The sequence below is a fragment of the Sphingobium sp. genome (assembly GCA_023266575.1).
GTDB lineage: Bacteria > Pseudomonadota > Alphaproteobacteria > Sphingomonadales > Sphingomonadaceae > Sphingobium.
In genome coordinates, this window is record JAHFPV010000012.1 from 1 (window position 1) to 19,386 (window position 19,386).

18 protein-coding genes and 1 pseudogene are annotated in these 19,386 nt (G+C 63.0%); 10 read left to right on the forward strand and 9 right to left on the reverse strand.

From position 1 onward, the window contains the following. Positions 1-109: 109 nt before the first annotated feature. Both Q0D44_RS12470 and Q0D44_RS12475 read right to left on the reverse strand, forming a co-directional pair. Positions 110-790, reverse strand: a pseudogene (locus Q0D44_RS12470) (ArdC-like ssDNA-binding domain-containing protein); the annotation flags it as partial. A gap of 616 nt (positions 791-1,406) precedes the next feature. Continuing rightward, positions 1,407-1,652, reverse strand: a complete 246-nt coding sequence (locus Q0D44_RS12475) for a DUF2285 domain-containing protein (protein ID WP_294136917.1) — start codon at positions 1,650-1,652, stop codon at positions 1,407-1,409. A 157-nt stretch (positions 1,653-1,809) separates the two neighbouring features. Between Q0D44_RS12475 and Q0D44_RS12480 the strand changes: the two genes are divergently transcribed. Beyond that, a complete protein-coding gene (locus Q0D44_RS12480; protein WP_294136918.1) occupies positions 1,810-2,046 on the forward strand; it encodes a helix-turn-helix transcriptional regulator in 237 nt (78 codons plus the stop codon). On the opposite strand, the gene Q0D44_RS12485 is transcribed toward Q0D44_RS12480, so the two are convergent. From Q0D44_RS12485 to Q0D44_RS12505, 5 genes are read right to left on the reverse strand one after another with little or no spacing between them, the layout of a single operon-like run. Next, entirely contained in the window at positions 2,043-2,552 is a 510-nt protein-coding gene (locus Q0D44_RS12485) for a DUF2285 domain-containing protein (protein WP_294136919.1), read from the reverse strand. The genes Q0D44_RS12480 and Q0D44_RS12485 overlap by 4 nt on opposite strands. A gap of 25 nt (positions 2,553-2,577) precedes the next feature. Continuing rightward, the gene (locus Q0D44_RS12490; RefSeq protein WP_294136920.1) at positions 2,578-2,763 is read right to left on the reverse strand and encodes a DUF6499 domain-containing protein; all 186 of its coding nucleotides are present in this window, start codon (positions 2,761-2,763) and stop codon (positions 2,578-2,580) included. Positions 2,764-2,768: 5 nt separating this feature from the next. Further along, a complete protein-coding gene (locus Q0D44_RS12495; protein WP_294136921.1) occupies positions 2,769-3,626 on the reverse strand; it encodes a phytanoyl-CoA dioxygenase family protein in 858 nt (285 codons plus the stop codon). After that, entirely contained in the window at positions 3,623-4,225 is a 603-nt protein-coding gene (locus Q0D44_RS12500) for an acyl-homoserine-lactone synthase (protein ID WP_294136922.1), read from the reverse strand. Before Q0D44_RS12500 ends, Q0D44_RS12495 begins: the two co-directional genes overlap by 4 nt. A gap of 56 nt (positions 4,226-4,281) precedes the next feature. Then, positions 4,282-5,073, reverse strand: a complete 792-nt coding sequence (locus tag Q0D44_RS12505; protein ID WP_294136923.1) for a LuxR family transcriptional regulator — start codon at positions 5,071-5,073, stop codon at positions 4,282-4,284. Positions 5,074-5,405: 332 nt separating this feature from the next. Here Q0D44_RS12505 and Q0D44_RS12510 point away from each other — a divergent pair, with 332 nt between their 5' ends. Both Q0D44_RS12510 and Q0D44_RS12515 read left to right on the forward strand, forming a co-directional pair. After that, a complete protein-coding gene (locus Q0D44_RS12510) occupies positions 5,406-5,978 on the forward strand; it encodes an RNA polymerase sigma factor (RefSeq protein ID WP_294136924.1) in 573 nt (190 codons plus the stop codon). After that, the gene (locus Q0D44_RS12515) at positions 5,975-6,949 is read left to right on the forward strand and encodes a FecR domain-containing protein (RefSeq protein WP_294136925.1); all 975 of its coding nucleotides are present in this window, start codon (positions 5,975-5,977) and stop codon (positions 6,947-6,949) included. Before Q0D44_RS12510 ends, Q0D44_RS12515 begins: the two co-directional genes overlap by 4 nt. 131 nt (positions 6,950-7,080) lie before the next feature. Here the strand turns inward: Q0D44_RS12515 and Q0D44_RS12520 are convergent, their stop codons facing one another. Then, complete coding sequence (locus tag Q0D44_RS12520; RefSeq protein ID WP_294136926.1) at positions 7,081-9,216, reverse strand: Atxe2 family lasso peptide isopeptidase; 2,136 nt, start codon at positions 9,214-9,216, stop codon at positions 7,081-7,083. A gap of 6 nt (positions 9,217-9,222) precedes the next feature. Further along, the gene (locus tag Q0D44_RS12525; RefSeq protein ID WP_294136927.1) at positions 9,223-11,820 is read right to left on the reverse strand and encodes a TonB-dependent receptor; all 2,598 of its coding nucleotides are present in this window, start codon (positions 11,818-11,820) and stop codon (positions 9,223-9,225) included. A gap of 284 nt (positions 11,821-12,104) precedes the next feature. Between Q0D44_RS12525 and Q0D44_RS12530 the strand changes: the two genes are divergently transcribed. The 7 genes from Q0D44_RS12530 to trbJ are packed head-to-tail and all read left to right on the forward strand — an operon-like array spanning position 12,105 to position 19,368. Then, positions 12,105-14,147 (forward strand): conjugal transfer protein TraG, encoded by a 2,043-nt coding sequence (locus Q0D44_RS12530; RefSeq protein WP_294136928.1) that lies wholly within the window; start codon positions 12,105-12,107, stop codon positions 14,145-14,147. 2 nt (positions 14,148-14,149) lie between these two features. Next, positions 14,150-14,548: a CopG family transcriptional regulator gene (locus Q0D44_RS12535; protein WP_294136929.1), complete on the forward strand. Its 399-nt coding sequence runs from the start codon at positions 14,150-14,152 to the stop codon at positions 14,546-14,548. Beyond that, positions 14,545-15,531 carry a P-type conjugative transfer ATPase TrbB gene (trbB, locus tag Q0D44_RS12540; RefSeq protein WP_294136930.1) on the forward strand — a complete coding sequence of 329 codons (987 nt, stop codon included), beginning with the start codon at positions 14,545-14,547 and terminating at the stop codon, positions 15,529-15,531. The genes Q0D44_RS12535 and trbB overlap by 4 nt, the downstream gene beginning before the upstream one ends. A 3-nt stretch (positions 15,532-15,534) precedes the next feature. After that, positions 15,535-15,876 carry a TrbC/VirB2 family protein gene (locus Q0D44_RS12545; protein ID WP_294136931.1) on the forward strand — a complete coding sequence of 114 codons (342 nt, stop codon included), beginning with the start codon at positions 15,535-15,537 and terminating at the stop codon, positions 15,874-15,876. Next, positions 15,873-16,157, forward strand: coding sequence for a VirB3 family type IV secretion system protein (locus Q0D44_RS12550; protein WP_294136932.1), 285 nt, complete (start codon positions 15,873-15,875; stop codon positions 16,155-16,157). The genes Q0D44_RS12545 and Q0D44_RS12550 overlap by 4 nt, the downstream gene beginning before the upstream one ends. Then, on the forward strand, positions 16,151-18,616 hold the full coding sequence (trbE, locus tag Q0D44_RS12555) for a conjugal transfer protein TrbE (protein WP_294136933.1): 2,466 nt from the start codon (positions 16,151-16,153) through the stop codon (positions 18,614-18,616). Before Q0D44_RS12550 ends, trbE begins: the two co-directional genes overlap by 7 nt. After that, positions 18,616-19,368, forward strand: coding sequence for a P-type conjugative transfer protein TrbJ (trbJ, locus tag Q0D44_RS12560; protein WP_294136934.1), 753 nt, complete (start codon positions 18,616-18,618; stop codon positions 19,366-19,368). Before trbE ends, trbJ begins: the two co-directional genes overlap by 1 nt. Positions 19,369-19,386: the final 18 nt, after the last annotated feature.

Here is a 19,386-nt window from a genome sequence, read left to right on the forward strand (position 1 = left end):
ATCAGGACTCCCGTCCTGAAATCGCACAGCAGGCCGTACGATGGTTGGGAAACAGCAGCGCGCAAAGGCCATCGACTGTCCTCGAAATGAGGACACTTGCGATGTTACATACTTCGTGCAGGCAGGTCCGGTAGTAGTTGATCTGCTCGAAGAAGGCTGGCTGCGGCGGCACCGACACGAAATCGGCGGACGGCACATAGAAAGCCTTGCTCCCCCCGATCCGGAAATCGACGCCGGATGCGGCGATCACCTCCTCGGCGACCGGCACGATCTCACGCTCGGGCAGCGGCGCGGGGTCGAGCGCGAGGCCGGGGCGCAGGCCTTCGCATTGCGCGATGTTGAAGACGGTGAAGCGCTTGAGGAACGGCACGGCCTTGGCCTCGCCGCCCTCGCGCGCGGCGCGGGCCTTCTCTGCCTCGGGGGTGAAGCGGTCGGCATAGACCACGGTCTGGCCGCGCTCGCCCTTGATGACGCAACCACCCGCCTCGCGCGCCTGCCGGAAGGTCAGCCAGCTTTGCGAGGGATAGCCATTGGCGATGACCGCGCCCCACAGCAGCAAGACATTGACGCCCGAATAGCTGCGCCCGGTCAGCGCATTGCGCGGCAGCGACGGGCCAGCACAGGCGGCACCGCTCCACGGCTGAACCCACGGGATGCGCCCCGCCTCAAGCTCGGCGATGATACGGGCGGTCACCTCATCATAGAGGTTCGCGCGCGGTTCCTGCTGATCGCCAGCAGCGTTCTCCCCTGCATTGCGGCTTGCACGACGGTTCGATGGTCTGGACACCATAGCCTCCTCATCCGCCCAAAAAGCTCCATGGCCTCCCCCGAGAGGCGGGGGTGGGCGGCGAGACGCGACCAGAGGAGGCCCGGCTCCAGCGGCGCGCGCACCCGGAGGGGCGCAATGCAATGAAGCACTCCGCGCAGCGGAGTTGCGCGCACCGCGACGGGCCTCAGGCGGAAGCGCCGGCCACACCCGCCGACGAGGGAAGGCCCACCACAGAACGCCGCCGCGTCCGCGCTTCAGTCGCGCGATTTGGCAAGCAAATCGCTGGGGCGCGGCGACATCAGATGCGCCATGTGATCGTCACCGCAGGCCGAGACCCGCAAGGGGCTCGGGGTCGCGGCAGCGACCTAGAGCATGGTCGTGGGCGGCGAACCGCGATGCCCTGCGCCGCAAAGGCGCGAACAGAAACGCACCCTTGTACGCGGCCGGCCAGTGCGGCGGCGTGCGCGCGGGCCTGTGGGCCAGCCGCCGCCGTGCTCCACGACCGCGCAAGCGTGCAGACGCGGGCTACTCAAACGCGCGACCCCTGGCGGCAGCGCAGCGGCGCCAGAGTGCGCACCGCAGATCCCGCGTTCGACCAGGCATCGCCGCCATCCCGCGAGGCGCCCCATTTGTCGCGTCATGGCCGCCGATGGGAAGCTGCGCGTGCCTGCTCGCCGAATGCGGCGATTGCACTGCGCAGTCCGGCGCCGGTGATCCACCGCGCCCGCGCGAGATGACTGTCCCAGCAGGTCCGGGCGCGCGTTGCATCCGTCACCGGGTCGATGCCGAGGATATCGAGTGCACCGTCCTGCCAGGCGATGCCGTCTTTCTCGGCGTCTAGCAGCTCGGCATAGGTGAGCAGATGCCGCCGGTCATAGTCCAAGACAATTTCGCCAGTTGGCGCGAGGGTATCGAGAGGATCTGACGACATTGGCCCTCGGCGTGCGTGATGACCGACCAACGGCCACACGCGTTATACATCAAGTTGGTGTAAGAAACAGCTGAAGTCACGGTCCCACATCAATTTGATGTGAGGGACTGTGGCGCGAGGCATCCACGATAGTCGTTATCGCTGGGTGATCGAGCAATTGATCGAGGCCCGCAAGCGACAGGCACTGACGCAGCAGGCTGTGGCGGCGAAGCTCGGCAAGCCGCAGCAGTATGTCTCTCGCTACGAGACTGGCGAGCGCCGGCTCGACATCTTCGAGTTCATGGATGTCGCGGCCGCATTAGCGATCGACGCGCTCGCGTTGGTGGGCAACGCGCCAAAATCCTAGAATCGCTCCGCCAATACGCCGCGCGGACCTGCCCGGACCAAGGCGGCGGCCAGCGGGATCATCCGCCGCACGCGCGATTTCAGGTGCTCGCCATCTCCAGGCCAATCCCCACGGTAGATGCCAAGGCCGATCGCACGTTGGCTGGCGCCTGCGGCGATCGCGTCGCCGACGCGGAGCGCTTCCACCAGTCTGCCGAACCGCGTTCCTAAATCGGTTGGCGGCTCCCGACCTGACAGAAAGGCATCGAGGCGGCGGACCGACTCGAGCTGGGGCTCGAGGTTGCGACCAAAATCGATCAACGCCGAGATCCGGCGCGGCCCGTCATCGAGGGCGCCATCAAGACCGTCCAGCTGCAAGGTTTGCCGTGACAGGTGCAGGAGGACATGGCGCCGATCGCCGGTGCGCGCCGCGCGATGCCCTATTCGTGCGAGATCGAGCGCCGGACCCGATCGCGCCGGGACCACCGTCAGCAGGCGCGGGTTCGCGGCCGCCGTCCAGATCGGCACGGCGTGGGCGCAGTCGAGCGAGGGATCAACCGGGAAAGTGAAGCCCCCACACAGCAGCGAAATGCGCAGCCACGTCGTTGCCGCGCACGGTGCTGAAATCCGAGCGGTAGGCGGGATCGCGCCGCAGTAGTTCCCAGGCGAGCGCCAGCCGCCCGCCGGCGAGCACGGCGGCGTAGGCGGCCGTTTCTCGCCAGTCGGGAAGCCCGGACATCGTCATCAGTCCTGCCGATCCGCGAGGAAGGCGGCGGCCTGCGCCTCCTGGTCGGCTCGCAGCGCGTCGATCGCGCCGAGATACTCGGGGACCGATTCTCCAAGCAGGATTGACGGGCATCGTCCTTCCACATTGCCGAGATTGGGCCGGTGCTGCGCATAGCCGACCAGCGCCGCCAATTCGGGCGAGAAATGCCGTGCTACCGCCGGCGGATAAACCAGCCATTGCAGTTCGAAGGGTTTCAGCCAGCCGAGGCAATAGCTGACGATCACACCACGGCGCGGCGCGCCCGATATGTTGCCGCCACCGCCATGCAGGGTGGAGCCGAGAAACAACAGCGCATCGCCGGGCGCAAGCTTGGGGACGACCGCATCCTCCTCGGGCATTTCGCCGACATCCGGGTCGACATGGCTGCCGGGCCACAGCCGCGTCCCGCCATTGTCACGTGTAAACGGGTCGATCGGCCACATCACGTTGACGAGATATTCCATGCTGCCTTTGGGACCGGCCCACATATCCTGGTCGCGATGGGGCAGCTGCGCCGGTGCGCCGGGATGGATTTCGACGGCCTGCGTCAGGTTGAGCGCGATCCGCTCGCACCAGGGCAGCAGCATTCGTTCAACGATCGCCAGCACGGCGGGGTGGCGGACCAGCGCCTCGGCATGCGGCGAACGGCGAAGCAACGCGCCGAAACGCCGGGTGCGCTGCCCGTAGAAGACGCCTTGGCACATCGGCGTCAGGGCAAAGGCAGGAGCAAGGTCGGCGGCCAGCACACCGATCACGGCGGGGTCGAGTGCCCCGCGCAGCACGCACATCCCATCTCGCGAGAGATCGCCAGCGGCGATATCGATACCCACGGTCATGCCGCCAGCTCCAGCGCGCCGACATAGGTGCCGGTCCAAGCCAGCCGTTCGCAAATGTCGGAGGTGACCTCGATCCGGAACGCGCCGATCGGACCGCCGGCGATGCGGACGGCGGGGCCGAGCGGTTCGGCGCGCCAGCCCATGGCCAGCACCTCGCGCCGGAAGCCCTCGGGGATGACGCCGGTGATGTGCTCGATCCCGCGCGCCAGCGCGAAGTCGGCCATCGCGGAGATCAGGGCGCTTCGCAGTTCCCTCCTGCGGGCCGCACCGTGCCGGCTCGGCAGGCAGAGCCGCGTGCTCTCCCATGTCGTCGCTCCAACCGGTACGCCCGTGACGCAAAGATGGGGAAAGATCTCGCCCAGCAGGTGCGGCAGCCAGCTCGGTAGCATGCGCAATGATGCCTCATGCCGCCCGCTATCATCGATCGCGACGATATAGATGGCCTCGGCGGTGTCGAACTGGTCGATCTCGAAGCGACCGTCGACGACAGGGACGTCCCAGTCGAAGAAGTCCACGAACTGCGCCTTGCGGTCCGTGAACATGGTTTCCAGCGCCGTTTGGTGCGCGCTCTTGGGGTAGTTCTCGATGGTAAGGATCATGTGGTGCTCCCGTGGCTTGATGCGCCACGAGAGGAAGCAGCTTTGGATCGTCAGCTTTAGCGCCCGGAATCCACGGTCCTTGACGGCCGCAATTCATCCGTCCCGATTTCTCCAGCGAGGATCGCCGCGGCCAGCAATTCGGTGCGATCGCTCGCCCCGAACAGGCGACGTGCATCGCGCATGTAACTCTCTACGGTGCGAACGGTCAGGCCGAGGCGATGGGCGATGAGCTTGTCCTTCAGGCCCTGTCCGGCGAGCAGTACACAGTCGCGGTGGCGCGGTTCGAGCCGCGACAACGGACCGAGTTGCGCCGGGCCGGCGAAGCGTCGGGCCTGCTGGAAGGCGAAGGTGCCGAACGTCTGTGCGGGTCCGAGAAGCATCTCGGCGCTACGGACACTCTTCAGGCCGGCGAAGGTGCAGGATCCGAAACAAGCGCCGAGCCTGGCACAAGGGACCGTGATCCCTTCGTTCAGTCCCTCGCGGCGACCAAGTTCAAGGGCAAGCCGGTCATGGCCATCCAGCTCGATGATGGCGGGCAGGTCCGACCACAGGAACGCGGCCTCGGCGAACAGGCAGCCACGCATGACCGGATCGCGGCGATAGCGGCCCTCGGAAACAATGCGGCGGGTGGCTCCTTCCGCATAGTCGCGCAGATCGACGGTGCCAGGCTTCGGCGCACGCAGATCCTCGTGCGTCAGGATCGCGAAGTAACGGCATCCCAGATCGTCGGCGAAGGCGCGCGTCACCGCCCGAAGCTGGGCGCGATCCTCGGTGTCGCGGATCGCGCGCACGATGTCGTCCAGCAGATTGAACGCGCACTCGTTCCATAGCCGGGCTCTTCTAACCATGTGCAGACCTCCTGCCGCGCGGCGTTGCCGCTAGCCCGGGTCCCCCTTCGCCGGTCGGTTGAACATCCTGCCCCGTTCGCGACCATGACAAGGCGAGGCCGGCAAATGGGTAACGTGCCGATCGATCCGTTCAGGCGCCAAACCGCCCCGATGGGGCGTTACCCATATCGATGCGCGGCTGGTCTAACCGGGCATTCGCCGAACCCCAGCCACAAGGATCAAACAGGGTCGGCGAAAAAAATGCGTGGGTAGCCATTTTCGCGTTACCAATTGTGCCGGTGCGGACTGTCATGCCCACTTCGGACAATTGCAGCGAGGTTCACCCCGCCTGAATGATCGAGGATGACGAACTCAATGCATGGTTCGTGCGGGAGGTGCTTCCTCTCGAACGGGCGTTGACGTCCTACATCCGTCGCAACTGGAGGGTGCCCGAAGACGTGCTGGAACTGCGGCAGGACATATATGAGCATTCGCTGATCGGCGCGAGGCGTGCGCTGCCGCTCAATGCGCGTGCCTATGTCTTTACGGTCGCCCGCAATCACCTGATCAACAATGCCAAGCGAGCCCGGATCGTCCCGATCGACACGATGGCCGATCTCGATGCGATGCACCGTGACATCGACATGTTCGAGGCCGAGCGGGCGCTTACCGCGCGGGACGAGTTGCGCCATGCGAAAGAAGGAATCGATAAACTGCCGCCCAAGTGCCGTGAAATCATCCTGCTGCAGAAGGTCGATGGGATGACCGACCGCGAAGCAGCGGCATCGCTGGGCGTCTCGGTGGAGACGGTTCGACGCCAGATCAAGCTCGGTATGAAGGCGCTGTTCGACCATATGGCAGGCGGCTCGGGCAGGATCGTGCGCAAGAGCTATCGGCGGAGCGCGGACCATGAGGTGCTGCCATGAGGCGACAGGAAGCGATCGAGGACCAGGCGCTCGACTGGCTGATCCGCCGCAATGCGCCGGACTGGACCCAGGAGGAGCAGGTCGATCTCGATGCTTGGCTTGACGAGGCCATGGCACACAAGGCAGCGTTCTGGCGCGCGGACCATCTCTGGCAACAGGCGGATCGTATCCGCTCGCTCGGGATCGAGCACGAGGATCGGGCCGACGATCAGGAACCGCGTCGCAAATGGTGGCCGGCCGCGATCGCCGCCAGCCTGATCGCTGCGGTCGGCATCGGCGGATTAGCGGTCGCGCCACGATTTTCGGATCAGCCCGCGCCGCAGGTGCAACAGGCCCGCTTCGACACGCCTATCGGCGGGCGTCGCGTGGTACCGCTGGTTGATGGGAGCAAGGTCGAACTGAACACGCGGACGGTGCTGCGGACGGCTGTCGGCCAGAGGAAGCGCGACGTCTGGCTGGACTCCGGCGAAGCTTTCTTCGACGTCGCCCATCGTGATGGCGAGCCGTTCGTGGTCCACGCCGGCCGGCAAACGATCACTGTTCTGGGCACGAAATTCTCGGTGCGCCGGGACAAGGATCGCGTCACGGTCAACGTGCTGGAAGGGCGTGTGCGGGTCGAAGACGGCGAAGGCACTATGGGGCATGCCGCGATAATCACCGCAGGCGACACCGCGATCTCACACGGAGCGTCCACGCTGATTGCGGCCAAGTCCGAGGAACGCGTCGAGAGTGCGCTCGCCTGGCGGGACGGCATGCTGAGCTTCGATCAGGCACCGCTCACCAAAGTTGTGGCCGAATTCAACCGCTACAATCGCGTGCAGCTAAGCGTTACTGATACGGCGACCGGCCGGATCCCGATCGGCGGCTCATTCCAGGCTTCCAGCGTGGACTCGTTCACCCGCTTGTTGCATGATGCATACGGGCTCAAGGTCGAACGCAGCGAAACCACAATTAAAATCTCCAGGCCGTAGTGATCCCAAAAGCTGTAAAGGCTTTTTCGCCGATATCTGCGGCAGATAGTCTTCCTAGGTGATAGGGCCTCTTTATCTGGACCCTCATAGCGCGTTTGCAAAACTGCATGTCGCACCCGTCTGCAAAGTCCTCAATTCGCAGTTAAGGGCATTTTTGTCCTCATCGGCTTCCAGTGCTCATATTGGCGAATATCGACCGGGTCTGTGTCGTTCCGACCGTTGAACCAGAAATCGAACCATTGCAGGTTTCGATTATAAATTGTGTATCGGTGCTCCGGTTGTCTCTTAATGTGATCTTCGTCTGGAAATATATACATGGCCGATGGGCGATTATATGCCTTTAATACTCCATAACTTTCTAAGGCCATCAAATATTCATTGTCAGAAATCTGCATCAATATCGGTATATTGATTTTTTCAATGTTACTTTCGATCGATACATTAGCCCAAAACTTGGACTGATCCTTGTCTAGAGACGGGTAGCCCATGTCTAGGAGTTGCTTTGCCCAAGCCGAACCGCCGTAAATTTGAGTTGATTTCGGCTCTTGAAAACCCGTTGAAATTGACGCAGCCGCAAATAATCTGGGGGAATTCACCAACGCGAATTGCACCGTCGATACGCCATCACTCAGGCCGGTGATGCCTATGCGATTTGCGTCGATGTTAGCCCGAGTTGTAGCCAACTCGATGCCTTTTACCAAGGCAGACTGAACACTGCGTCGATCATTCCAATCATTTTGGTTCGAGACGCGGGCATCGAGTGCCGTCCGCACCGTTCCATCTTTAACCGTCGTATAATAGTCAGCAGGCCTTTGCAGGCTGAGAACGGCAAAGCCTTTCTCAGCAAATGGGAATATGGGAAATTCATCTCCCACACCACCACGGAGAAAGCCTCTGGTGAGGTACTGAACGACGATCAGCGGTATTTTGCCCGTGCGAGGCTGATCGCGGGGCAGAACTAGATCCCCGAAGGATTCTATACCGACGTCATTGGTCCAGCGCAGGCGCTCGACGCTTCCTTTCCTCAACTCGCCGAAGGATGGGTTGGGATCGAATAGCGTCGTCAAGGCGCCGGTGTCTGTGTTGATGCGAACGATGCGCCTCGGATGGCTGGACGCTTCGTGTAGGCAGATGAGCGTGGCGGATTCCAACTGGCAACCTGTTACCAGATCATTCGTCTTCAAGATGATGGCTGGGGCAGACCGCGTGTCCCAACTGTAGAGTTGCAGTTCGCTTTTCCCCCATCCGGCCCGCCGAAGAAAAAGGATCCTCTGTCCGTTCGCGGTCCACCACATATTGAGGATGCCGTCTGTACAGGCCGGATCGTCGCACCTTCGCCTTCGTCCATCAGCATATTGCAACCACAGGTCACTGGGCGATAAGATGCTAGCGGCGTCTCGCTGCACGATCTGAGCGGTGACGCTTTGGCTTGTCGCCGTGGAGCGGACGAGTTTTCTTGGTGATGCGTCTACGGGCACCTTCATATCTGCGGGCAGTTCCTCACTGCTCGCTGGACGAATGTTGGTTCCACTCGCCGTGGAAGAAAAGAATTCGATCGGAACGGGACCAGGAATGGATGGGCGGGCCTCTCGATTGGGTACGAAGCTGTCATCGTATAAAAAGCCAACTCGGCCTCGCCGGTCGATCTCAGTTTTATGCCGTGCGGCTTCAGGTTCATTCCCAAACAGCAGCCTACCGCCCGGCGTCCATGCAACTTGGCGAACCGCTGTCTCGGAAGTTGTTGTGAACAGCACGGATGCATTCTCAACTGACACAACGCGGGCCTGGGGGGTGCCTTGGATCGATACCAAATAGGCGAGATATCGGCTGTCTGGTGACCATCGCGGACTGTTTATGATTGGCGAGCCGTTGATCATCCGAAAGCCACGAATAGTCGGCGCGCCGATGATCAGTCCATTGCTCATATCGACAATCTGGGCCGGGGCTTGGCTTTCGGCATCGATTGTGACGAGCGCTTGGCAATAATCGTTCATCACCGGATCTGCCCGGCTTATAACGAAGGCCAGACGTGTGCCGTCAGGTGATAGCGCGAGAGGGCTTTCAGGCAGATCGGTCCCGAAGTTCGGGCCGATGTCGCGTAGGCCGATCAGATCGTTCGTGGTGACGCCGCGCTTATCCGCATGCCCATTTGCACCTTCATCAATGAGGTTCCGGCAAACTGGCGGGGTTTCAGTGGCGGCTGCCTCTGCATGAGAAGCAGCACCGATTATGCCGGCGCATGTCGCCAGCAGGACAACAGACTTCATGTCCGTTCACCAGGATTTCGAGATCGAAAAGCTGATGTAACGACCCCATGGTGAGTAATTGGCCGAATCGTATGGCGACTGGCTGACTTGGGTTGTCGCGATTACGGATGGTTTGTTGTTGAAGACATTTTGCGCGGAAAGGGAGAAGTCCATGCCGCGAAAAATCGGCGTTTCACTGTCTATTTTCAGCCTGGCGGTCAGATCGAACGTGGTCATCGAACCGACGTCATATGTCACCGTCGCGCGTCGATCTTTCACTCCCCCGATATAATTCACGATGGGGGTAAGCTTGAAAGGCCCTTGCTCCCATGTGAAGCCGGCGACGCCCCGCAAATGCGGTGGGAAGAATAGGCTACCCGCCAGTTCGGTTTCCGGCTGTAAAGCACTCAGGCGCTGTTGACTTTCGATATAGCTCGCATTCGCCCAAAAAGAGATATCACCCATGGCACCCAGATCGGCGTGATGGCTCAGATTGACATCGACGCCATCTATTTTCTGACGGGCCGCATTGGCATATTGACTGTAGATGATTGCTCCTACTTTCGCGGGATCCCAAGGGCCGCTAGAGTTGTTGAAGAGCAAAGCTCCGTCGAGTGCCGCATTTATCTCATCTGCGGTCGGGTTCACGCTCACTAGATCAGCATAGATTGGATTGCTGAGCGCTTGGGTGATGTAGGTGACTGGCGTTACGATCCGATCCCGATAACGGATCGAATAGTAGGTCACCTCGATCTTCGAATTGGGTGAGAATGCAGGCTTAAGTATCACGGACGCCGTCCAGTTCGTGGATCGCTCCGGTTTCAAATCAGGATTTCCGCCACCGCTGTACAAGCCTACAGTTCCTGCGGGGAAGCCAATTCCGCCAAAGACTCCAATGTTGTAGACGCTTGCGCCTCGTACGCTATGCAACTGGTAAAGCGTGGGCGCTTTGAAGGATTTGCCCCATGAGAGTTTGAAGGTCACGCCATAGCCAGTCGCCAGAACGGCACCAAGCTTAGGTGTCGCCACATCTCCTATACCCGGATAATCTTCATATCGAACCGCGCCGTTCAGAATTAGGGACTGGACGAGCGCACCGTCCTCTTCCGACCGGACAATAGGAGCATTAATCTCCAAGAAACCGTAACGGTTGTCCTGGCTTGCTTCAACGCTCTGACCATTATCTACAAGCCGATTATATGAATGCAGATAATTTTTTCGATAACCCCCGCCAAGCGCGGCCTTAACTGGCCCAGCCCCGAGATCGAGCAGCGTGCCTTTGGCGGTGCCTTCAATACTAAATGCCCTGTTGCAATAGCAAAGTTCGGTTCTCGACAAAACGCTGCTGGTATAGCTATCGGACTTTGAGAGAGTTCGATCTTCAGCGTAAACGCCGGAAAATGCAATATTCCAAGTGTCACTGGCTTGTATATCGATGTTTGGGGCCACGCTGACTGTTCTGGTATTAGTTAACCGGCGGAGGCCTTGTATCCGGTAATCCCCCGCTGCTGAAGACGCAAAAGCTCGATCCGTCTTGCGCTCGCCGTAAAGGCCATCGATGCTGAACTCTACGCCTGGCATGATGTTTTGGTGGCCGCTTAGCAACACGTTGTGGCGATCAAAGCCCGGATAAAGGGTCAGACCTGGCGAACGAGTCGCTGCATAATCGCGTTGACTTGCTAGAATGGGCGTCGAGTGCGCGAAATCGTAGGCAAGGATGAAGCCGCCGGAATTCCATGTCGTTCCGCCGGTGACGCTATAATTCTGCTGTGCGTTCCCTCCATCGGTGGAGGCTCCCCAATATGCGCGCGCTGTTAGGCCGCGATAGTCCTTACGCAGGATGATGTTCGCGACACCCGCTATGGCGTCGGAACCATAAAGGGCGGACGCTCCATCGGTTACGATTTCCATCCGGTCGACAGCAGCAAGAGGAATAGCCGAAATATCGATTGACTGAACCGCCGTGTTGAAAGCCAGCCTGTGGCCATTGAGCAGGGTGACGGTCGCATCGGACCCCAGACCACGAAGATTGATTGAGGTGGCTCCTCCCAGATTGCTGCCGACGCTTTCTGGGACGTTCTGACCGATTCCCGGATTTTGGCCCGCACCTGAAGCAACAGGCAACGCCCTGACAGCTTCGGCGAGACTGTTGTGACCATTATCAAGCATTCGCTCCCGGCTGATGATTTGCGTAGGGGAAGGGGAAACAACCCCTGCGATCAGCGAACCTGTAACAACGATTTCAGCGCTCTCGTCTTTGGACGATGCACCTCCAGATGCCGATTTTCGTAATGATGCAATGCTCTCATCGGCGTTTTGGCCGTTTCCCGCTTTCACAATTGCGACGAGATTACCATCGACTTGGGTTGTGAACCCACTGCCCGCCAATAGATTGGCGAGCGCAGCATCGGCTGAAAGTGGCCCGCGTGCGCCCGGTGAGCGCGCTGAGCGTACTTGATCGGCGCGATAGACCACTTGCCGTCCAGATTGTTGGACATAGGCATCAAGCGCGACCTTTAGCGAACCCGCAGGTATCCTATATTCGCGGGTCTGCGCTGCCGCAGGTGCCGCAAGTGCCACGATACAGGTGCTGGTTGCAAATACCGCTGCGAGTGTCCGAATCATGATGCCCCCAATCTCTAGGCAGATTATCCGCCCACGGGAAAGTGAGACAGTCGAGCCCGAGCTTTGGGTAACGACAAACCGCACCCAGCGAATTCTCTGATCTATCGAACTTGAAACGCTCCGTATTTCGGGCGCCACAACTGCCGTTCAGGGGGCGCCACTAGGCCGGTGTCCCCAACAAGGCAGGCTGGGTCCCCAGCGGGTATCTGCCGCCAATGACGAACCTCTGCGAATTCTCTGCAAGCCCTCGGACACTAATGTCGGCACGCGGGCGAAAGGCTCGCATGACCCCGACCAAACTGCTCATCGGTCAAATTCTCGTGGTACTTGCGATCGTCATCGCGGGTATCTGGATCGCAACGCAATGGGCGGCGGCACAGCTTGCGTATCAGCCAGAACTCGGCCCGCCGTGGTTCATCGCCTTCGATCAGCCAATCTACCATCCGTGGTCGGTCTTCCCGTGGTGGTATCACTTCGATGCGTATGCGCCGGTCATTTTCGACGAGGCGGGGGCAATCGCGGCAACTGGCGGATTTGTCGGCTGCGGCGCTGCGATCTTCGGGTCGCTCTGGCGCGCGCGCCAGTCGAGCAATCTCACCACCTATGGCTCTGCGCGTTGGGCAAACCATCGTGACATCAAGGCCGCTAGGCTGCTCGGCAACCAAGGTGTCGCGCTAGGCCGGATCGGCGGAGACGATCTCCGCCATGACGGTCCGGAGCACGTCATGGCGTTCGCGCCGACCCGATCGGGCAAGGGTGTGGGCCTCGTAGTACCCACGCTGCTCAACTGGACCGGTTCGACCGTCGTACACGACATCAAGGGCGAGAACTGGCAACTGACCGCCGGCTGGCGTGCGCGCTTCTCGCACTGCCTGTTGTTCAACCCGACCGATGCGCGCTCGGCGCGCTACAATCCGCTGCTCGAAGTGCGGCGTGGCGTGAACGAAGTCCGCGACGTTCAGAACATCGCCGACATCCTTGTCGATCCCGAAGGCGCACTCGAACGTCGCAATCACTGGGAGAAGACCAGCCATTCGCTGCTGGTCGGTGCGATCCTCCACGTCCTCTACGCCGAGGAAGAGAAGACGCTCGCCCGCGTCGCAACCTTCCTGTCGGACCCGCAGAGGAGCTTCGCCGCGACCTTGCGCCGGATGATGGCGACCAACCACCTCGGCTCGGCGGACGCGCCGATGGTCCATCCGGTCGTCGCCTCGGCGGCGCGCGAACTGCTCAACAAGAGCGAGAACGAACGCTCGGGCGTGCTGTCGACGGCGATGTCGTTCCTAGGTCTTTATCGCGATCCGACTGTGGCTGCGGTCACGGCCGCGTCGGATTGGCGGATCACTGATCTCGTCGAAGCAGCGCATCCGGTTTCGCTCTACCTCGTAGTGCCGCCATCGGATATCAGCCGCACCAAGCCGTTGGTCCGCCTGATCCTCAACCAGATCGGCCGTCGGCTGACCGAGGAACTGCGCGGCACCGGCAAGGACGGCGAAGCCGCCCCCGGTCGCCACCGGCTGCTGATGATGCTCGACGAGTTTCCGGCACTGGGGCGGCTCGACTTCTTTGAAACGAGCCTCGCCTTCCTCGCCGGCTATGGCGTGCGTGCCTTCCTCATCGCGCAGAGCCTCAACCAGATCGAGAAGGCCTATGGCGAGCACAACGCCATCCTCGACAATTGCCATGTCCGCATCGCCTTCGCGACCAATGACGAGCGCACCGCCAAGCGAATTTCGGACGCGCTCGGCACCGCGACCGAGCAGCGCGCAATGCGCAACTATGCCGGCCACCGGCTGGCGCCCTGGCTCGCGCACGTCATGGTCAGCCGGCAGGAGACCGCGCGTGCGCTGTTGACTCCGGGCGAAGTGATGCAACTTGCGCCGACCGACGAGCTTGTCCTGATCTCGGGTCAGCCCCCGATCCGCGCGAAGAAGCTGCGCTACTACGAGGATCGCCGATTCACCACGCGCGTCCTGCCCGCACCGTCGCTCGATAGCGATGGGTACCGTGACCTTCCCGCCGCACGGCCCGACGATTGGGCCGGACAGATACGCGGTGCCGACATGCGCCTTGCCGCCGGCAATGATACCGAAGAAGGCGCCGATGCCGGCGGTCTCGAACATGCTCGCCATCCTGCGCACGAAATCGAACCGGCCGTCGCGGTCGAGCCTGAGATCGCCGATCCGCTAGGGCTCGGCGAGGACGATGGCGACCAGGCCGCTGAGCGCCGGGCCATGGACCGAGTGCAGCAGCTCGGCACCGCTCGCACGGTCTATGGTCTCGATGCCGCGTCTGGTCGTCCCGACGACCTGCAGCTGGGGTTCTGACCATGGAAAAGGTCCGCCACCAGTTGTTTCTGCCCAAGCCGCTCTCCGACCGGCTGGAAGTGCTCGCCGCCAAGCCCGGCGCCAGCAAGTCGGCGATCCTCGTCGATGCGGTCACCGCCTGGCTCAACCGCCGCGGGGCCTCCGAACTGGAGGATCGGTTCGCGATCCGGCTCGATCGGCTGACGCAATCGATCGGCCGCGTCGATCGTGACGCTTATGTGATCCTCGAGACGCTCGCGCTATTCATTCGCTTCGAACTCGCGATCCAGACGCCGCTTGCCGAGAACGACCAGGCAGGGCGTGCCCTCGGAGCAAAAAGGTTCGAGGCCTTCATTACCCAGGTCGGGCGGCAAGTCTCGACGGGGCGTCGCACGCTCGGTGCGTCGGAGGACGGCGAATGAGCGCTGGTCTTTCCGCGGAGCGTCGCCGACGCATGCTGATCACTGCGCTCGGTGCTGACATCGCATCGGCCATGCGCGATCCGCTGGTGATCGAGATCATGGTCAATCCCGATGGCGCATTACGGCTCGACCGGCTCGGCGAGGGCCGCACCGATACCGAAGTCCGGATCGAACCCGACCAGGTCGAGCGGATCATCCGGCTGGTAGCGAGTCACGCGCGCGCCGAGGTCCATGCCGAGCATCCGATCATTTCGGCCGAGCTGCCGCCGCATATCGAAGGCCGGGCCGGAGAGCGGTTCGAAGGCGTGCTTCCGCCAGTGTCGTCGGCGCCGTGCTTCTCGATCCGCAAGCCCGCGCAAAAGCTGCACACGCTCGACGACTATATCGCTGACGGGCTGATGACGGAAAAACAGGCCGACGCGCTGCGCGCCGCGGTTACGCAGCGCTACAATATCCTCGTTGCCGGCGGCACCAGCTCGGGCAAGACCACGCTCGCCAATGCGCTGCTCGCCGAGATGGCCTGGGTCGATGCCCGCGTTATCCTGATCGAGGACACGCGCGAGCTGCAATGCCCGCTGCCCGACACGGTCGCGCTGCGCACCCGACCACCGCATGTCTCGATGACCGAACTGGTGCGCTCGACCATGCGCCTGCGGCCCGACCGCATCGTGGTCGGCGAGGTGCGCGGCCCCGAAGCGCTCGACATGCTCAAGGCCTGGAACACCGGCCATCCCGGCGGGATCGCGACCGTCCACGCCAACAGTGCGCTGGCCGCGCTCTACCGGATCGAACAACTGGTGCAGGAGACGGTCATCACCGTGCCGCGCCAGCTGATCGCGGAAGCCATCGACATCGTCGTGTTCATTTCCGGGCGCGGCATCGATCGCCGCGTCTCGACCATCGCGCGCGTCGCCGGGCTCGATCCCGACACCGGCACCTACGCGCTCGCCGACTTTCCCACCGCCAGACCCAAGGAGATCTGACCCATGACGCGTGCCCAACTGATCCGACTTCCCGGAAATCGCCCGCTGCTGATCGGCGCGGCCCTCGGCCTCGCACTGACGCTCGCCACCCAGGTCCAGGCTGCCGGCTCCGGCATGCCGTGGGAAGAGCCGCTACAACAGGTCCTGGAATCGGTGCAGGGACCGGTCGCCAAGATCGTGGCGGTGATCATCATCATCGTCACCGGCCTGACGCTCGCGTTCGGCGAGACCGCAGGCGGATTCCGGCGGCTCATCCAGATCGTATTCGGCCTCTCGATCGCGTTCGCCGCCTCGTCCTTCTTCCTGTCCTTCTTCAGCTTCGGCGGCGGAGCGCTGATCTCGTGATCGCCCAAACCGCCTTTGCCGGCCAGCATATCGAAGGCTTCGAGGTGCCGATCCACGGCTCGCTCGGCAGTCCGCTGCTGCTCGGCGGCGCGCCGCGCGGCCTTGCAATCGTCAATGGCACGCTGGCCGCCGCCGTCGGCCTCGGCCTCCAGCAATGGCTGGCCGGTGTCCTGCTTTGGGCAGTCGGGCACAGCGTCGCGGTGATGGCCGCCCGCCGCGACCCGAGTTTCGCGCCGGTCCTGCTTCGCCACATCCGCCAGAAGGGGTATTTCGCATGCTGAGCCTGCGCGAATATCGCGACCGCGCCGAGCGGCTCGCCGACCATCTCCCCTGGGCAGCGTTGGTCGCCCCAGGTGTCGTGCTCAACAAGGACGGCAGCTTCCTTCGGGTGCTGACGTTCCGTGGTCCCGATCTCGAATCCGCCACCGAGGCCGAACTGGTCGGCGCCTGCGCACGGGCGAACAACGCGCTCAAGCGGTTCGGCAGCGGCTGGGCGCTGTTCTTCGACGCCGAACGACGGGAGGCACTGGCCTATCCCGACAGCGCCTTTCCCGATGCGGCAAGCTGGCTGGTCGATGGCGAGCGGCAGGCTGCATTCGAGGCCGAGGGCACGCATTTCGAGAGCCGCTACCACCTGACGCTGACCTGGCTGCCGCCGGCCGATGCGACCGATCGCGCCGGGCGCTCGCTGGTCGAGCGGCCTGATGGCGACAAGGAACGCGACTGGCGCGGCACATTGGAGAGCTTCGTCGCCGACACCGACCGGGTACTCGACCTGCTGGCCGGATTCATGCCCGAGGTGCGAGCGCTCGACGATGGCGCGACGCTGACCTTTCTTCACGGCACGATCTCGGACCGCCGGCACGCTGTCGCCGCGCCGGAAACGCCGATGTATCTCGACGCGGTGCTCGCCGACACGCCGCTGGTCGGCGGGCTGGAGCCGCGACTCGGCGACCTGCACGTCCGCACGCTGACCATCCTCGGCTTCCCGAGCCTGAGCCGACCGGGCATCCTTGATGCGCTCAACCATCAGGATTTCGGCTACCGCTGGGTCACGCGCTTCATCGCGCTCGACAAGACGCTCGCGACCAAGACGCTGACCTCGCTCCGGCGGCAATGGTTCAACAAGCGCAAGTCGGTCACGGCGATGTTGCGCGAGGTGCTCTACAATAGCCCTGCGCAACTGCTCGACAGCGATGCCGACAACAAGGTGGTCGATGCCGATCTCGCCCTGCAGGCGCTCGGCGGCGACCATGTCGCATTCGGCTATCTGACCACGACAATTACGGTCACCGATCGCAGCCGCACTGCAGTCGAGGACAAGGTCCGCGCGGTCGAGCGGATCGTCAACGGCTTGGGCTGCACCTGTGTGCGCGAAGGCGTGAACGCGGTCGAGGCCTGGCTCTCGTCCTTGCCCGGTCATGTCTACGCCAATGTCCGGCAGCCGCTGGTCCATACCCTCAACCTCGCGCATTTGATGCCGCTCTCGTCGGTGTGGGCCGGGCCGGTGCGCAACACGCATCTCGACGGACCGCCGCTGCTGGTAGCGAAGACGGCCGGCTCGACGCCATTCCGGCTGTCCACCCATGTCGGCGATGTTGGCCATATGATGGTGGTCGGGCCGACCGGTGCGGGCAAGTCGGTGCTGCTCAGCCTGATCGCGCTCCAGTTTCGCCGCTACGCCGACGCGCAAGTCTATATTTTCGACAAGGGCAATTCGGCCCGCGCCGCGGTGCTGGCGATGGGCGGCGCGCATCATGCGCTCGGCTCCGCCGAAGCTGATGGCGATGCGCTCGCCTTCCAGCCGCTGGTCGGCATCGACGATGCGACCGAGCGTAGCTGGGCCGCGGACTGGATCGCGGCGCTGCTCGCCGCCGAAAATGTGCCGGTCACGCCGGAGGCCAAGGACGCGGTCTGGACCGCGCTCGGCAGCCTCGCCTCGGCACCGCGCGAAGAGCGGACCATGACCGGCCTCGCGCTGCTGCTCCAGTCGAATGCGCTGCGGATCGCGCTCCAGCCCTACACGCTCGAAGGCCCGCACGGCCGGTTGCTCGACGCGGCCGAACAGCAACTCGCACTCGCCGACGTCCAGTGTTTCGAGACCGAGGCGCTGATGGGCCAAGCAGGCGCGGTCGCGCCGGTGCTAACCTATCTGTTCCACCGGCTGGAGGAGCGGTTCGACGGCCGACCGACCCTACTGATCCTCGACGAAGCCTGGATCTTCCTCGACCATCCGCTGTTCGCCGCCCGAATTCGCGAATGGCTAAAAGTGCTGCGCAAGAAGAATGTCGCGGTGCTGTTCGCGACCCAGAGCCTTGCCGACATCGCCGGATCGGCGATCGCGCCCGCCATTATCGAGAGTTGTCCGCAGCGCATCCTGCTGCCCAACGACCGCGCGATCGAGCCGCAGGGCCACGACATCTATGCGCGCTTCGGGCTCAACGACCGCCAGATCGAGCTGATCGCCCGGGCCACGCCCAAGCGGCATTATTACCTCCAATCCGCGCGCGGCAACCGGCTGTTCGAACTCGGCCTCGGCCCGGTCACGCTGGCGCTGTGCGGCTCGTCCGACCCGGTCGCGCAGGCGCGCATCGACGCTGTCCTCGCCGAGCACGGCCGCTCCGGCTTTGCCGCCGGCTTCCTCCGCGACGCCGGCCTCGACTGGGCGGCCGATCTCGCCGCCGACTTTCCAGCTTCAGAACCGTCCACGTCCCAAGCCCCCCAAGAAGGAGAAGAGTAATGCGTATCCCCACTCGAAAGCACGTCATTGCGGTGGCCCTCGGCCTCGGGACCGTTGGTTCGCTCGGCATGGGCTTGGTGATGTCGGCCACACCGGCGCACGCCCAATTCGGCGGCGTCGTGTTCGATCCCAGCAATTACGCGCAGAACATCCTGACCGCCGCGCGCACGCTGCAGACCGTCAACCAGCAAATCCAGCAGCTCCAGAATGAAGCGCAGATGCTGGTCAACATGGGGAAGAACCTGACCCGCATCGACTTCCCGCAGCTCGATGCGCTCAAGCAGAAGCTCGCCGAGATCGACCGGCTGATGGGACGGGCCCAGGCGATCGACTTCCGCGTCGACCAGCTCGACGACAAGTTCCAGTCGCTGTTTCCGCAGGATTTCTCGTCGGCGCTGCGGACCGATGCCCGCGTCCGTGACGCACGAGCCCGTCTCGATGCGAGCATGGGCGCCTTCCGCCAGACGATGACTGTGCAGGCGCAAGTGGTCGAGAACATCCAGAGCGATACCGAGGCGCTCGCTGACATCGTCGCGCGCAGCCAGGGCGCCGAAGGATCGCTGCAAGCCCAGCAGGCCACCAACCAGCTACTCGCGCTTACGGCCAAGCAGCAGTTCCAGCTCCAGCACATGTTGGCCGCGCAGTTCCGCAGCGAAGCTGTCGAACAGGCGCGGCGCGCCACCCAGGCTGCCGAAGCGCGCGCGGCGACCAAGAAGTTCCTCGGATCCGGATCGGCCTACACGCCCCGATAGCCCCCCCGGGGCCGACAG